Genomic DNA, 14,098 nt, shown 5'->3' on the forward strand with positions numbered 1-14,098 from the left:
TTTTTTAATTATTTAATTCCATGATATTTGCCATTATTTTTTGGCGCCTTTTCCTTTTTGGCTTTATCTTTATGGATTTTATTTGTAGCTGTACTACCCATCTCATGAGCAAATTCCTCGTTTAATACAGCTGAATCAAATCCCTTTTTATTTTTTTGCTGTGGATCATTCTTCTTCGTTCTTTTTGCCATTTGAACTCCTCCTTAAACTTTCGTACAAGATTATTTTCGATTGTTTAAAAAGAATCATTCATGGCATGTTTTCCCTACTTACTCCAGTATTTATATAACGCCTGGGTACCGCTATTTTCCTCTCCCTGTTGTGCTAGCTTATCGTATAATGATTTTGCTAATGAAAGCCCTGGAGTTTCAATTCCCATTGCTTCAGCTTCCTGAAGGGCAATATTCATATCTTTAATAAAATGCTTAATATAGAACCCTGGTTCAAAATCTCCACTAATCATGCGAGGACCTAAATTAGATAATGACCAGCTTCCAGCTGCACCGGAATGAGATGCTTTTCAACACCTTTTCAGGATCCAGTCCAGCATTTTTTGCATAGACAAGCGCCTCACTTACGCCAATCATATTCGATGCAATGGTAATTTGATTGCACATTTTCGTATGCTGGCCAGCGCCTGCTACCCCTTGATATACGATATTCGTGCCGAATTTTTGAAGCAGCGGAACAATCGCTTGAAAATCCGCTTCATCCCCACCAACCATGATTGACAGCTTTCCTTCTTTTGCTCCAATATCCCCGCCGGATACTGGTGCGTCTAAAGCACGTAGGTCTTTTTCCTTGGCAGCTTGATAAATTTTAATAGCCAACGATGGAGTTGATGTCGTCATATCGATTAAATATGTATTTTTCTTCGCATTCTCAAGTAACCCATTTTCACCAAAATATACTTCTTCAACATCGGTCGGTAAACCCACCATCGTAAAAATGACATTAGCTGTTTGAGCAAGTTCTTTTGGTGTTTGCGCCCACGTTGCTCCTCGTTCAAGTAATTCATTTGCTTTTTCTTTCGTCCTTGTATAAACCACTACCGGGAAACCTGCGGCTAATAAATGCCCGGCAATACTTTTTCCCATTACTCCTGTACCTATGAAACCTACTACGGTGTTAGTTTGCTGAACCATGCATTACATTCCCCTCTCATCTCTTATATTCCTATTTTAACAGTTTCACACTTATTGTGACCATTTAGAATCGTTAGTTCAGGAATTTTGATGAATCCCTAACTATTTTTCTAAGCTGAACACCGTTCATGATCAGTATTTATAGCTGTGTTGAAAAATTGGTTAGCAACGCTCGTGCTAGCACATGTTCATCATTGAAAACTTCAACTGTGATTGCTTTGTCATTCACAATCATTTTTTGAATTTCAAAGGGATGCAAGTCTTTTTTTAAGGCTACGGGCGCCATGTTAATAAATTGTTGACCCTCTTCGTTTGCTTCTAAATACTCGCCAGAATAAACAATGTCCTGACCGTAAATGATTTCACTTGTCCCCAACGCCTCAGCCAGGTCTTGATTATGTATGGTTACCTTTACTTTATAGAGCTCTTCTTTTGTTAGCATCGAGTCATTGATTTTAAATCGAAATTGGAGCTCATTATTTTTGGTAAGGACAGCCTCCGCGTATTTGTTGGCAATTAATTGTTCTGTTAAAGGGCTGCACCCTACAAGCGTTAACAGTATAAATCCTACTAAAAAAATCCTGGTTAACCTTTTCCTGTTCATGCTATCTCCTCCTTTATATTCCTACGATTGCCTTTTATATAGGGACATAATCACATTTTCGAAAAAAAGGATTCAATTTTGCTGTTTGAATGACGCCGTTCTTTAACTCAAAAAAAGAAGCCGTCCCTTAAAAAAGGAACGACTTCTTCTTTACATTATGTTTTACTTTGTTGCAGCTTCAATTGCTGCAACAACTTCTTCTGTTGTGCTCATGTTAAGAACTTCAGAAGCTAATTTTTCCATATCGGATTTGTTTAGGCGCTTGATCAATGAACGAGCCTTTAAAATAGATGTAGCGCTCATTGAGAATTCATCTAAGCCAAGACCTAGTAATACAGGAATAGCCGTTTCGTCTCCAGCCATTTCGCCACACATTCCAGTCCATTTGCCTTCTTTGTGTGCAGCATCGATTACCATTTTTACTAAACGGAGAATCGATGGACTATACGGTTGATATAAATATGCAACGCGTTCGTTCATACGGTCTGCAGCCATCGTGTATTGGATTAAATCGTTTGTTCCAATACTGAAGAAGTCTACTTCTTTAGCGAAAAGATCTGCAAGGACAGCTGTTGATGGAATCTCAACCATGATTCCGACTTCAATCTTGTCAGATACAGCGATTCCTTCAGTAACTAATTTTTGCTTCTCCTCTTCAAGAACAGCCTTCGCTTGACGGAACTCATCAATTGTCGCAATCATCGGGAACATGATTTTAAGATTCCCTGCAGTACTTGCACGAAGTAATGCTCTTAATTGGGTACGGAACATTCCTTGCTCCTCTAGGCATAAACGAATAGCACGGAAGCCAAGGAACGGATTCATTTCTTTTGGTAAATGTAAGTATGGAAGTTCTTTGTCGCCACCAATATCAAGGGTACGAACAACTACTGGTTTCCCACTCATACCTTCTAAAACAGCCTTATAAGCAGTGTATTGCTCTTCTTCAGTTGGAAGAGTGTCACGACCCATGTATAGGAATTCTGTACGATATAGACCGACAGCTTCCCCACCATTATTAACGACGCCAACTAAATCATTCGGTGTACCGATATTAGCTGCTAATTCAACATGGTGACCATCAGCTGAAAGAGTTTGTTCATTAACAAGCTTTGCCCACTCTGCTTTTTGTGCTTCAAAATCAGCATGCTTTTGCTCATACTGCTTAACAAGCTCCTCAGATGGGTTAATGTGTACCTCGCCACCAAGACCATCAACAATGACAAGATCGCCATTTTTGATTGATTCAGTTGCTGATTTTGTTCCAACTACTGCAGGAATTTCCATTGAGCGAGCCATAATCGCTGAATGAGAAGTTCTTCCCCCAATATCCGTTGTAAACCCTTTAACATAGTTACGATTTAACTGCGCAGTATCTGATGGTGTTAAATCCTCAGCTACAATGATTACTTCTTCAGAAATCATGCTTGGATTAACAAGTTGAACACCTAAAAGGTGAGCGAGTACACGCTTTGTAACGTCACGAATATCTGCTGCACGCTCTTTCATGTACTCATTATCCATTTGCTCAAACATCATGATGAACATATCAGCTGTATTTTTTAATGCTGCTTCAGCATTCATTTTTTCAGCTTTAATACTGTCTTCAATTGGACCTACAAGTTCAGGGTCACTTAATACAAGTAAATGCGCCTCGAAAATCGCTGCTTTATCGGCACCTAACTCACGATGAGCACGCTCACGAATTTGCTCTAGCTCTCCCTTTGCTTTCGCCAATGCAGCACGGAAGCGCTCTACTTCTTGTTCAACGTTTTCAATATTAGTCTGTACAAATGAAAGGTCAGGCTCCACTAAACGATAAGCTTTTGCTATTGCAATCCCACTTGACGCCGCAATTCCCATTAATACATTCATTATTGTGCTAGACCTTCTTTTTTAAGTGTGTCTTCTAAGCCTTGTAGTGCATCTTGCTCATCGCTACCATCGATGATGATTTTGAATTCTGCACCTTGACCGATACCAAGAGACATTACACCCATAATGGACTTAAGGTTTACCTTTTTCTCTTTGTATTCTAATTGAATATCTGAATTAAATTTGCTCGCAGCTTGTACTAAAAGTGTTGCTGGACGAGCATGAATTCCTGTTTCTGCAATTACCTTATATTGTTTTTCAACCATTGTTATCCTACTCCTTTTCTAATGTAAAAATTTAGTGGATTTGATTGTTTAAAGGAAATGCGTTCAACTTTTCACAAAAACATTCATTTCATTAAGGTAACAAAACATTCTATCCTAAAAAAATAAAGCAGTTGGGATATCAATAACTTGGCTTATTTTTTCCAAACGTTTTGTTATTCATGTATTGTCTATACAACATGTAAAGAAATGAATACTTTGATGCTTTAACCGCACACATTCCTTACAAAAGAATAGCATCATTGTATATATTTTCACAATAAAAAAATCTGTTTTTTATTGAAAATTCAATTTTCAATCTATAATCCGCTTTCATTCCTAGGTATTATTTTACAAAAATTCCAAAAAATAAAAAAGTGTTATGATAAAATAACACTTTTTCCCTGTTTTTCTATTTTATTCAATTAAATGGAAACTGCAATTAATTTTTCATGAAGATTTAAAAGCTCGTCCAGCTCCTTGCTTCTTTTTATTGTTTCATAGCTTAACAACCCAGTTTTAGTTGCCTCTAATATCATTTCAATTCGTTTGCTTTCAATTAAATATAAGAGCTCCTCACGAGTTTCAAACATCTTCATATTTGTCACCTCATAAGATTTTGGTTATATTTTACCACTTATTTATCAAAAATAATAGGCATTTTGTCATACTAGTCTAAATATTTCGGCAAACATTAAATTGAATTGCATATAGTAAATTATAGCTAAAAACAATTGTATCTAACTTCTCTGTTCATCCATATACTGATATACAACATCTCCACCTCTTAGGGCTGTACCGCGGAAGTGCTTAAAATCCTCACGTTTTACTAAGATCATTCGTACTGTCAAAAAATCAGCCTTGTTTACAAAATATTCATTTAGCTCTTTGTTTTTTAGTTTTTCAAACATATCCTGAATTGTTTGCTCATTCATTGTTTATCATCACCTGCTAAACATTTGTAATCTATTATATTAATACTGATGCATTATTAATAAGCTTAATTAAAGCGAACAAGAAAGTCCATTATTTATATTATTTCCATATTCGAAGAATATTTACATTACATAGAAAAATGTTGAAACATAGCAATCGTGAAAAAACATTGTCGAATTTCTAAATTTCACCAAAAAATATTCTGAAAAATCCTTGAAAATCATTTACGAATGGGAAAAAGTAGTGCAAACTGTTAAGTAACATAAATTTATAGGCAAGGGAGAGAGGTAATTTGAAAAGAGCAAAAGTTGGTAACGTGATTGAATTTAGAGAAGGCTTACAAGGTATCGTTGAAAAAGTTAATGAAAATTCAGTAATCGTCGATTTAACATATATGGATAATTATCGTGACCTCGAACTTGATCAAAGAACAGTTGTTAACCATAAAAACTATAGAATCATTAAAGATGCCGCCATATAAGCAGATTTCTCTGCTTCATATGGCGGTTTTATATTTTCTGTACATCGATTAACCTGGTCCAGTGCATGCACTGAACCCAACCACAAATTTTATTCCATTTATTCCAACAGTTACGAAGAAAACTAAAAAACGGGCAAAAAAAAACTACAAAAAAACTTTGTATTTTGGTACCCTAATAGAGCGAACGGTAAAGGTGCATAATTACATTATATTCTGTAAAAACATAGGTTATTTAGAAAGGAGGAGAAGGATGATCAAATCTGCTCTTGATCTTCGATTCATTAGTGGATTCCTACTAGCACATATACTCATGTATTTTACCTTCTCTGATAAGGATGTTTTTTGGTACTTTTTCACCGCTACCATGCTCCTATTAATTTGCTTTGTTGTTGCAAAAGATAAATTAGATGACAAATTGTCTGTCTTTCGATATTTAATGATTGGAATCCTCTCAGGCTTGCTTCTATTTTTTCTATTTTGGATTGGGAATCAGCTAATTGAGTTTTTTGGAATTCCAGTAAAAAGACAAATTACAATCCTATATAGGCGGTTTGGACCTGATTTATTTTGGCATTACCTAGCCCTAATATTAGTGGTTGTACCTGGTGAGGAAATTTTTTGGCGCGGCTTCATTCAAAAACGACTACTTACATACACATCGAACGGGATCAGCATCGTTGTATCGACGCTGATGTATGCATCCGTACACCTTTATTCTGGACAATTTATGCTTCCGTTTTCTGCATTTATTGCCGGGTTACTTTGGTCTTGGCTGTATGCATGGAGAAGAAGTATCCCGCTTGTGATTGTATCTCATTTAATTTACGACCTATTGTTATTTTATATAATGCCTTTTCGCTAAGCAGACTTTTGAAAAAGTCTGCTTTTTCTGTTATATGCCAAAATCCCCTTTATTCCTTTAAAGGCTTCATCCATAACAAAATAATAAAGACAAGACTAAAGTAACCAAATAGGGGGTATAAGTAGGAAAGTAGCTCACCATACTCTACTAAACTAATAAAATACGTGCTAATAAAAATACAGCAAATAATCGCAATACTTGGCAGGGAAAGATAATTTCGGAGTTGACGTTCTAGACCAAAAACATTGCCAATTACCGATGTGAAAATTTCCCCATAAATAATGAAAACGTAAATCCAGTACAGTCCTGAAGCAATATTTTTCACAATAATCGCCATTGGTACCTCATAGGTTTCTACCTGTGGAAGCATAATCAAAACGAAGTGACCGCATAATAAGATTAATGTTAAAGCAATCCCCCCGAGCATCCCTCCCCACTTGACCGTATCATCATCTTGAATTTCAGTTGCAACTGGGACTAAAACAGCTTGGGCAAGAAATAAATTAAAGGCTGCATAAGAAAATGGTGTAACAACAGCTTTCCACCCATCAGCTATGTGTGGGATGTACATTAACTGTTCAGTGAACTGTGGAAGCTGAACCGATTTGAACATTAAAAAAATACTAAATGATATCATCAATGGTACAACAAATATATTCACAACGAATAGCCCTCTCATACCAATTAAAAGGACGAGAATGGACAAGCAAATCGTTACAATCAGGCCAACTGTTTTCGGCAAATTTAATTGTTCTTGGAAAACCGCCCCTGCCCCTGAAAGCATAACAGCACAGACTCCGAGAAGCATTAGCAGAGTCATTATATTTATTAGTCTCCCAAAAAAATGACCAAATAAATATTCATTAAACTCCTGATAAGAATGAGCCCCGACTTTAGCCGATAACCTTAATAACTTGGAGCCGAGGAAAATTAATAATAATCCACTGATTAGGATCCCAATAAATCCGAAAAAACCAAATCGAGAAAAGAATTCAAGTATTTCTTTACCTGTGGCAAATCCTGCACCTACCACTGTACCGACATAAACTGCTGCAATTTGAAAGGCTGCACTCCATTTTGACTTCAACTCATTCTCCCCCTCTTATCCATTTATATGAAAAGAAGGACAAACAATGACGAGCTTTAATAAGATTGCCAAGGAAAAATTTTGACTGTGTTAAAGAATGATGTTGATTTGAGTAATCTGTTGATTGGAGTGGAAGGTGCGAGACTCCCCGCGGAAAGGGAGCACCTTCAGCGGAAAATCAACCACCATAATTTTAGAAACAAAATACTTGAAAGTCAGAAAAGGTCAAAGTATAATAAAGTCACAAAAGGTCAAAGTTAGTCAAAATCAAACATTTTTTTAGGAGGTTATGCATAATGCTTTGCTACAAATGTCAATCCAACGAAGCAAACATTCAAATGAACATTACAGTCAATGGTCAGAAAAAGCATTTCCTCTTTTGTGAGGAATGCTTTACAAAGGAACGTGAAAAGATTGGGAATCCTTTTGTAAATGGAATGAATGGGTTTAACCACCTCCCATTAGAGGATTTTCTGCAAGGCTTTTCCGGAAATCATTCAGAGCCACCCAGTATTCAACAACCAAATAAAGATAGTAGGCAAAATAATGGCGAAGGCTTTATTGATCAGTTCGGCCGCAATCTAACTCAATTTGCAAAGGCTGGTTTGATTGACCCTGTAATTGGTCGCGATCAAGAAGTCGCCCGCATTATGGAAATTTTAAATAGAAGAAATAAAAACAACCCGGTGTTAATTGGTGAACCAGGTGTTGGTAAAACCGCAATTGCGGAAGGCCTTGCTTTAAAGATTGCGGAAGGCAAAGTCCCAGCGAAACTGCTAGGTAAAGAGGTTTACTTACTTGATGTAGCCTCACTTGTTTCCAATACTGGTATCCGTGGACAATTTGAAGAACGGATGAAAAAGCTAATCAGTGACTTGCAGCAACGAAAGAATATCATTCTCTTTATTGATGAAATTCATCTTTTAGTCGGGGCTGGTTCTGCGGAGGGCTCCATGGATGCAGGAAATATCCTTAAGCCAGCTTTAGCTCGTGGCGAACTCCAAGTCGTTGGAGCAACAACGTTAAAAGAGTACCGTAAAATTGAAAAAGACCCAGCATTAGAACGACGCTTCCAACCTGTATTAGTGTCTGAACCATCATTAGAAAAAGCAGTGGAAATCTTAAAGGGGATTCAAGGAAAATACGAGCAGTATCACAACGTTTCTTATACAGATGAGGCAATTGAAGCTTGTGTAACACTCTCTCATCGCTACATTCAAGACCGATTCCTTCCAGATAAGGCGATTGACTTAATGGATGAAGCAGGATCCATTTTAAACCTAAATTCCGATACTATACCTGATACAACCCAAATCCATCAACGCCTTAAGGATATTAGCAAGGAAAAAGAAATTGCCTTAAAAAAGGAACAATATGAACAAGCAGCTAAGCTTCGTGATGAAGAAGCAAACCTTGAAAAGCAATTGACTCAAACAGAAAATAGCAACCATGAACATTCGGTCGTGAATGTACAGCAGATTCAAGCAATTGTTGAGAAGAAAACTGGAATTCCTGTAGGAAAGCTACAGGAGACTGAGCAAAGTAAGATGAAGCATTTAGAGGAAAATCTTTCAAGCAAAGTGATTGGCCAAGAGGAAGCCGTGAAAAAAGTAGCCAAAGCGATTCGTCGAAGCCGTGCTGGTCTGAAACCAAAGCACCGTCCAATCGGCTCTTTCCTATTTGTTGGACCAACTGGAGTCGGTAAGACCGAGTTAACGAAAACATTGGCACAGGAGTTGTTTGGTTCAAAAGATGCGATGATACGGCTTGATATGAGCGAATACATGGAAAAGCATAGCGTATCTAAGATCATCGGTTCTCCTCCAGGTTATGTTGGTCATGAAGAAGCAGGACAACTCACAGAGAAGGTTCGTCGCAATCCATACAGTATTATTCTATTGGATGAAATTGAAAAAGCTCATCCAGATGTACAGCATATGTTCCTGCAAATCCTTGAGGATGGTAGATTAACAGATAGCCAAGGACGAACAGTCAGCTTTAAGGATTCTGTTATTATTATGACTAGCAATGCAGGTATTGGCCATAAAACGATTGAGGTCGGCTTTGGAAAGAGCACAGCCATTACAGAATCAAGCATTCTTGATTCATTAGGCTCCTTCTTCAAACCAGAATTCTTAAATCGTTTTGACAGCATTATCGAATTTAGATCATTAAACAAAGATCAATTACTAAACATTGTTGATTTAATGCTTGATGAATTACAGCAAGTTATGAGTGAACAAAACTTGAATTTAACGGTTACATCTGAAGTGAAAAATAAGCTTGTTGAACTTGGCTATCACCCTGCTTTCGGGGCTCGACCACTTCGTCGTGTAATCCAAGAACAATTAGAAGACAAAATCACCGACTTAATTTTAGATGAAACACATGCAGAAAATCTAATTGCCTTAGTCGAAGGTCAGGATATCATTGTAAGATCAAATTAAATTACAAGAGGACCATCGATGGGGAAATATTCCCTTCGATGGTCCTCTTTTGTTTCTTTCATTATAGCTTGTTGTCGTCGACTGACTGGAGCCATTCGTCAATTTCATCAATAACCGATTGGACACAACCATCCTCAAATGGTGAAACCAAATTCGCTTCTGCTACTAACTCAGTAAAGGATTTGCTTCCCCCAAGCTTACAAATCTTTAGGTAGTCCGCCCACGCATCGTCCCAATTATGTCTTGACCGCTTCCAAAATTGGAAGGCACAAATTTGCGCTAGCGTATAATCTATATAATAGAATGGAGAATTATAAATATGAGCCTGCTTCTGCCAAAATCCTCCGTTTTCCAAATAACTCAGTCCATCATAGTCTTTATGAGGTAGATATTTCTTTTCTATTACTCGCCATGCCTGGTTTCGTTCTTTAGGTGAGACATTCGGATTTTCATATACCCACTCTTGAAATTCATCAACCGCGACTCCATAGGGGAGAAACAACAATGCACCACTCAAATGGGCAAAATGATATTTCTCCGTATCCTCCTTAAAGAATATGTCCATCCATGGCCAAGTAAAAAACTCCATACTCATCGAATGAATTTCACATGCTTCATAGGTTGGCCAGTAATATTCTGGGATATCAAATTGTCTGCTTAAATACACTTGAAAAGCATGACCTGCCTCGTGTGTTAGCACATCAATATCACCTGACGTGCCATTAAAGTTAGAAAAAATAAACGGCGCCTTATAGTTTTCAATAAAAGTACAATATCCCCCACCGGCTTTGCCTGTTTTTGCAACGAGGTCCATCAAATGGGATTCAGTCATGAATTTGAAAAATTCGCCTGTTTCTGGCGATAGCTCATTGTACATTTTTTGACCATTTTCAATAATCCATTCAGGGCTTCCCTTTGGAGTCGCATTTCCTGTGTGAAAAATGATTGGCTCATCATAATATTTTAATTTTTCGACCCCAATTCGCATACGCTGTCTGTCCTTTAGCTTTGTAGCGAGCGGAACAATATATTTTTCAACCTGTTTACGGAACTTTGCCACCATTTCCGAATTGTAATCCGTCCTGCTCATCCGATCATAGCCTAGCTCAACAAAATTAGAATAGCCTAAAGCCTTAGCAATTTCCGTTCTGACTTTGACTAAATCATCGAAAATTTGATCCAACTTTGCTTCATTGTCAGCAAAAAATCCAAAGCGAGCCTCATTGGCTCGAATTCTCATACTCTGATTAGGTGATTGAGCAAAAGGCTCTAGTTGAGGCAGTGTTCGTTCTTCCCCATCAAAGTGAATTTTTGCAGAGGCAATTAGTTTCGTATATTCACTTGATAGTTTGTTCTCCTGCTGCAAAAGAGTAATGATTTTAGGATCGAATGTTTTAAGCTGGGTCTCTGCAAGGGCAAACACCTGCTTCCCCCATTTTTGTTCTAGCTCTTTTCGATAGGGAGATTGAACTAATGCCTGATAATAGCTAGTCACCAATTCTTCTATCTCGGGATCGATTTCATCAATATAGTCCTGCTCATTTTTATAAAACTCATCATTTGTATCAATAGAATGACGGATATAGCACAGATTAAACATTGTACTAACATCATCGCGAATCTTATTTATTTTTTTGATTGAGGTGATTTGGTCTTCCACTGATGCGGCTTGTTGAAATTGAGTTAGCTCCTCTTGGAACGTTCTTTTAATCTCTGATAAATTTGGACGGGTATATGTATATTCAGTAAAATTCATTTCCTCAACCTCCTCTATAGTATAGTATGTAAAAATGCCAATAAATAAGAAAAAGCAGCCGAAATGACCGCTTTTTAATATTTCCCTACTGATAAACCAAGCTTCTTTAATAAATCAATTACCTGGTCTTTTTCACTATCGCTCAATACAGACATAATTTCATTAATTCTTTGTTCATGCTCAGGAAAGATACTTTCAATGAATTGCTTACCTTCTTCGGTGATTTGAGCATACGTAACGCGCCGATCATTTGGACAGGCTACTCGTTTTAAAAGCCCCTTTTGCTCAAGCTTATCTACTACATACGTAATACTCCCACTTGCCAAAAGGATTTTACCACCTATTTGTTGTAGCGGCTGATCCCCCTTATGATACAGAAGCTCCATCACGGCAAACTCTGTTGGATTTAACCCTTGGTCAGCAATAAACCGTTTCAAATGCTCGTTTATTGCTTTATATGAACGCGAAAGAACAATAAATAGTTTTAACGATTGATTAATTTGATCTGAACTCATCTTGTCTTCATCCTTTATTAGAGAAAAATTAAAAATCTTGAATTCAAAATAATTATATAAAATTAGGTACGGACTGTCAATTGGAGTCCCTAATTTATCCATTTATTTAAACAAAGTAATTCAAATTAACCAATATATTTTGTAAGATACTATATGATAGGAAAAAATCCATACTAAACTTATTTACTGGGAAGAGGCGACACAATGAGTCAGCAAGCAATATCGGTTTCGAACAGCACCACACAGTATGAAGCAACAACCTATAAAATTTTAATTCTCCTTGGTGTGTGTCATTTATTAAATGATTCTCTTCAATCCGTTGTACCTGCAATGTTTCCAATTTTGGAGAAATCAATGGGATTATCTTTTACACAATTGGGTCTAATCGCCTTCTCATTAAATATTGTAGCTGCACTTTTGCAACCCGTTTTTGGAATGATTTCAGATAAAAAGCCAAGACCTTACACTCTTCCGCTCGCTCTGACCTTTACGATGATTGGCGTCACTGGTTTAACCTTTGCACCACGGCTTGAATTAATCATGCTCTCGGTAGCCTTAATGGGTTTAGGCTCAGCCATTTTTCATCCTGAGGCATCAAAGGTTGCTTTTTGGGCATCAGGTCCAAAACGTGGCCTAGGACAATCTATTTATCAGGTTGGCGGTAATACTGGTCAAGCATTGGCTCCACTTATAACCGCAGCCATTCTTGTTCCATTAGGACAACGCGGCGCATCCTGGTTCATCCTTGTGGCGGCGCTTGCCGTTACCTTACTCTATTATATTTCGGTATGGTACCGTGCAAAACTCGATGTCGTAAACAATCAAATAAAAAATAAGAAACAGTCCTCAGCCGGTACCCCTACTAACCCTTATCCTAAAGCTGCTTGGGTAGCCCTAGTGTTCGTGCTCTTATTAATTTTCGCAAGGTCCTGGTATATTTCAGGTATGACCAATTATTATGCTTTTTTTGCAATAGAAAAATATGCGCTCACGATTAGAGAGTCTCAAATATTCACCTTTACCTTTTTGCTAACAGGTGCTGCAGGGACACTATTTGGCGGACCGCTTGCCGACCGATTCGGGAAAAAGAAACTGATCTTTGTGTCCTTACTAGGATCAGCACCGATAACCCTTCTAATTCCATACGTTCCGAGCTCAATCGCTTTATTTTTGCTCGCAGTATCAGGGTTTGTTTTAATGACCAGCTTTTCGGTAACCGTTGTGTATGCTCAGGAATTATTCCCTGGAAAAATCGGAACAATGGCAGGATTAACTGTTGGTTTCGCATTTGGTATGGGAGCAATCGGCTCGATTTGGCTTGGCCATTTGGCAGATACATTTGGATTAACAACAACAATGACCATGATCGGCTTTTTACCCTTACTGGGAATTCTCACCACCTTCCTACCGTCTGATCAAAAGCTAAAGGAGCTATACACTAGATAAAACGACGAAAGGATGGGGTAATTACCCCATCCTTTTTATATTTTATTAATACGCTCAAATAGCTCTGCTTTTTCTTCAGGAGATAACATATTTTCCGCCATTGGAAATAGTACATTTTCTTCCTTAGCAAAATGATCCGTAAGGGTTAAGTAAGCATTTTTTATTAGCTCACTGTATTCCTTCATCTTCTCTACACTAAGCTGATCGCGATTTTCCTTTGTCTTTTCAAAAAAATTACCAATGAAGGATTTGGCCATATCATGCTCGTATTCCATTACAGCAATCGGACCCATACCCACTCCAAGATAATTTTCCATCATTTTAAATAAAACCTGTTCTTCTCGTTCAGAATGGGGCTCCAATTCTTCCATAAATACCTTCACAGCTTGTTTTAATTGCTTGAATGTCTCGTCAGGATTTTCTTGCTCAGCAATTTTTGTGCATAGTGCAGATAGACCGTGTAACTTTTCTAAAAGAGGGATATGCTCAGCTTTTAATTGAGCTAAGCCCTCGCTTAAAGGAACAGATTGATTTCCCATCATTGAACTCATACATCCAGACATCTCTTTTTCCCCTTTCGGTTCATTTTATCTTAGTATAGTGAGAATAGTGTTTGAACGTTGTGATTGATGTCACTTTGAACTTTACGACCATAACGAACATCATTATTTTTCTTCTACA

14 protein-coding genes and 1 pseudogene are annotated in these 14,098 nt (G+C 37.6%); 4 read left to right on the forward strand and 11 right to left on the reverse strand.

Translation table 11 applies throughout. The features are described 5' to 3' along the window. Positions 1–8 precede the first annotated feature (8 nt). The 7 genes and pseudogenes from RGF10_RS18940 to RGF10_RS18970 all read right to left on the reverse strand — a co-directional run bounded on the left by RGF10_RS18940 (position 9) and on the right by RGF10_RS18970 (position 4,822). Positions 9–191, reverse strand: coding sequence for a hypothetical protein (locus RGF10_RS18940; protein WP_318504981.1), 183 nt, complete (start codon positions 189–191; stop codon positions 9–11). Positions 192–265: 74 nt separating this feature from the next. After that, a pseudogene (locus tag RGF10_RS18945) lies at positions 266–1,145 on the reverse strand (NAD(P)-dependent oxidoreductase). Between the two features lie 139 nt (positions 1,146–1,284). After that, the gene (locus RGF10_RS18950) at positions 1,285–1,749 is read right to left on the reverse strand and encodes a hypothetical protein (RefSeq protein ID WP_318504982.1); all 465 of its coding nucleotides are present in this window, start codon (positions 1,747–1,749) and stop codon (positions 1,285–1,287) included. Positions 1,750–1,911: 162 nt separating this feature from the next. Further along, complete coding sequence (gene ptsP, locus RGF10_RS18955) at positions 1,912–3,624, reverse strand: phosphoenolpyruvate--protein phosphotransferase (RefSeq protein ID WP_318504983.1); 1,713 nt, start codon at positions 3,622–3,624, stop codon at positions 1,912–1,914. Continuing rightward, positions 3,624–3,890, reverse strand: coding sequence for a phosphocarrier protein HPr (locus RGF10_RS18960; protein ID WP_318504984.1), 267 nt, complete (start codon positions 3,888–3,890; stop codon positions 3,624–3,626). Before RGF10_RS18960 ends, ptsP begins: the two co-directional genes overlap by 1 nt. 422 nt (positions 3,891–4,312) lie before the next feature. Then, positions 4,313–4,486 (reverse strand): aspartyl-phosphate phosphatase Spo0E family protein, encoded by a 174-nt coding sequence (locus tag RGF10_RS18965; RefSeq protein ID WP_318504985.1) that lies wholly within the window; start codon positions 4,484–4,486, stop codon positions 4,313–4,315. Positions 4,487–4,627: 141 nt separating this feature from the next. After that, positions 4,628–4,822 (reverse strand): hypothetical protein, encoded by a 195-nt coding sequence (locus RGF10_RS18970; protein WP_318504986.1) that lies wholly within the window; start codon positions 4,820–4,822, stop codon positions 4,628–4,630. Between the two features lie 293 nt (positions 4,823–5,115). Between RGF10_RS18970 and RGF10_RS18975 the strand changes: the two genes are divergently transcribed. After that, positions 5,116–5,304, forward strand: coding sequence for a YkvS family protein (locus tag RGF10_RS18975; protein ID WP_318504987.1), 189 nt, complete (start codon positions 5,116–5,118; stop codon positions 5,302–5,304). A 250-nt stretch (positions 5,305–5,554) separates the two neighbouring features. Next, positions 5,555–6,166 (forward strand): CPBP family intramembrane glutamic endopeptidase, encoded by a 612-nt coding sequence (locus RGF10_RS18980; RefSeq protein WP_318504988.1) that lies wholly within the window; start codon positions 5,555–5,557, stop codon positions 6,164–6,166. Between the two features lie 49 nt (positions 6,167–6,215). Here RGF10_RS18980 and RGF10_RS18985 read toward each other — a convergent pair whose 3' ends face one another. Continuing rightward, positions 6,216–7,253 carry a YkvI family membrane protein gene (locus RGF10_RS18985; protein ID WP_318504989.1) on the reverse strand — a complete coding sequence of 346 codons (1,038 nt, stop codon included), beginning with the start codon at positions 7,251–7,253 and terminating at the stop codon, positions 6,216–6,218. 296 nt (positions 7,254–7,549) lie between these two features. Between RGF10_RS18985 and RGF10_RS18990 the strand changes: the two genes are divergently transcribed. Continuing rightward, complete coding sequence (locus RGF10_RS18990) at positions 7,550–9,700, forward strand: ATP-dependent Clp protease ATP-binding subunit (protein ID WP_318504990.1); 2,151 nt, start codon at positions 7,550–7,552, stop codon at positions 9,698–9,700. 61 nt (positions 9,701–9,761) lie between these two features. On the opposite strand, the gene RGF10_RS18995 is transcribed toward RGF10_RS18990, so the two are convergent. Further along, entirely contained in the window at positions 9,762–11,456 is a 1,695-nt protein-coding gene (locus tag RGF10_RS18995) for a M3 family oligoendopeptidase (protein ID WP_318504991.1), read from the reverse strand. Between the two features lie 74 nt (positions 11,457–11,530). Further along, on the reverse strand, positions 11,531–11,971 hold the full coding sequence (locus RGF10_RS19000) for a MarR family winged helix-turn-helix transcriptional regulator (RefSeq protein ID WP_318504992.1): 441 nt from the start codon (positions 11,969–11,971) through the stop codon (positions 11,531–11,533). Between the two features lie 204 nt (positions 11,972–12,175). Here RGF10_RS19000 and RGF10_RS19005 point away from each other — a divergent pair, with 204 nt between their 5' ends. After that, on the forward strand, positions 12,176–13,417 hold the full coding sequence (locus RGF10_RS19005) for an MFS transporter (protein ID WP_318504993.1): 1,242 nt from the start codon (positions 12,176–12,178) through the stop codon (positions 13,415–13,417). A gap of 35 nt (positions 13,418–13,452) precedes the next feature. On the opposite strand, the gene RGF10_RS19010 is transcribed toward RGF10_RS19005, so the two are convergent. Beyond that, positions 13,453–13,980, reverse strand: coding sequence for a hemerythrin domain-containing protein (locus RGF10_RS19010; protein WP_318504994.1), 528 nt, complete (start codon positions 13,978–13,980; stop codon positions 13,453–13,455). Positions 13,981–14,098: the final 118 nt, after the last annotated feature.

It is taken from the genome of Bacillus sp. T3 (assembly GCF_033449965.1).
In the GTDB taxonomy this organism is placed as follows: Bacteria; Bacillota; Bacilli; order Bacillales; family Cytobacillaceae; genus Bacillus_BU.

Coding starts and splice junctions, on each gene's coding strand:
- RGF10_RS18940 (WP_318504981.1), bottom strand. CDS start 191: ATGGCAAAAAGAACGAAGAAGAATGATCCACAGCAAAAAAATAAAAAG.
- RGF10_RS18950 (WP_318504982.1), bottom strand. CDS start 1,749: ATGAACAGGAAAAGGTTAACCAGGATTTTTTTAGTAGGATTTATACTG.
- ptsP (WP_318504983.1), bottom strand. CDS start 3,624: ATGAATGTATTAATGGGAATTGCGGCGTCAAGTGGGATTGCAATAGCA.
- RGF10_RS18960 (WP_318504984.1), bottom strand. CDS start 3,890: ATGGTTGAAAAACAATATAAGGTAATTGCAGAAACAGGAATTCATGCT.
- RGF10_RS18965 (WP_318504985.1), bottom strand. CDS start 4,486: ATGAAGATGTTTGAAACTCGTGAGGAGCTCTTATATTTAATTGAAAGC.
- RGF10_RS18970 (WP_318504986.1), bottom strand. CDS start 4,822: ATGAATGAGCAAACAATTCAGGATATGTTTGAAAAACTAAAAAACAAA.
- RGF10_RS18980 (WP_318504988.1), top strand. CDS start 5,555: ATGATCAAATCTGCTCTTGATCTTCGATTCATTAGTGGATTCCTACTA.
- RGF10_RS18990 (WP_318504990.1), top strand. CDS start 7,550: ATGCTTTGCTACAAATGTCAATCCAACGAAGCAAACATTCAAATGAAC.
- RGF10_RS18995 (WP_318504991.1), bottom strand. CDS start 11,456: ATGAATTTTACTGAATATACATATACCCGTCCAAATTTATCAGAGATT.
- RGF10_RS19000 (WP_318504992.1), bottom strand. CDS start 11,971: ATGAGTTCAGATCAAATTAATCAATCGTTAAAACTATTTATTGTTCTT.
- RGF10_RS19005 (WP_318504993.1), top strand. CDS start 12,176: ATGAGTCAGCAAGCAATATCGGTTTCGAACAGCACCACACAGTATGAA.
- RGF10_RS19010 (WP_318504994.1), bottom strand. CDS start 13,980: ATGTCTGGATGTATGAGTTCAATGATGGGAAATCAATCTGTTCCTTTA.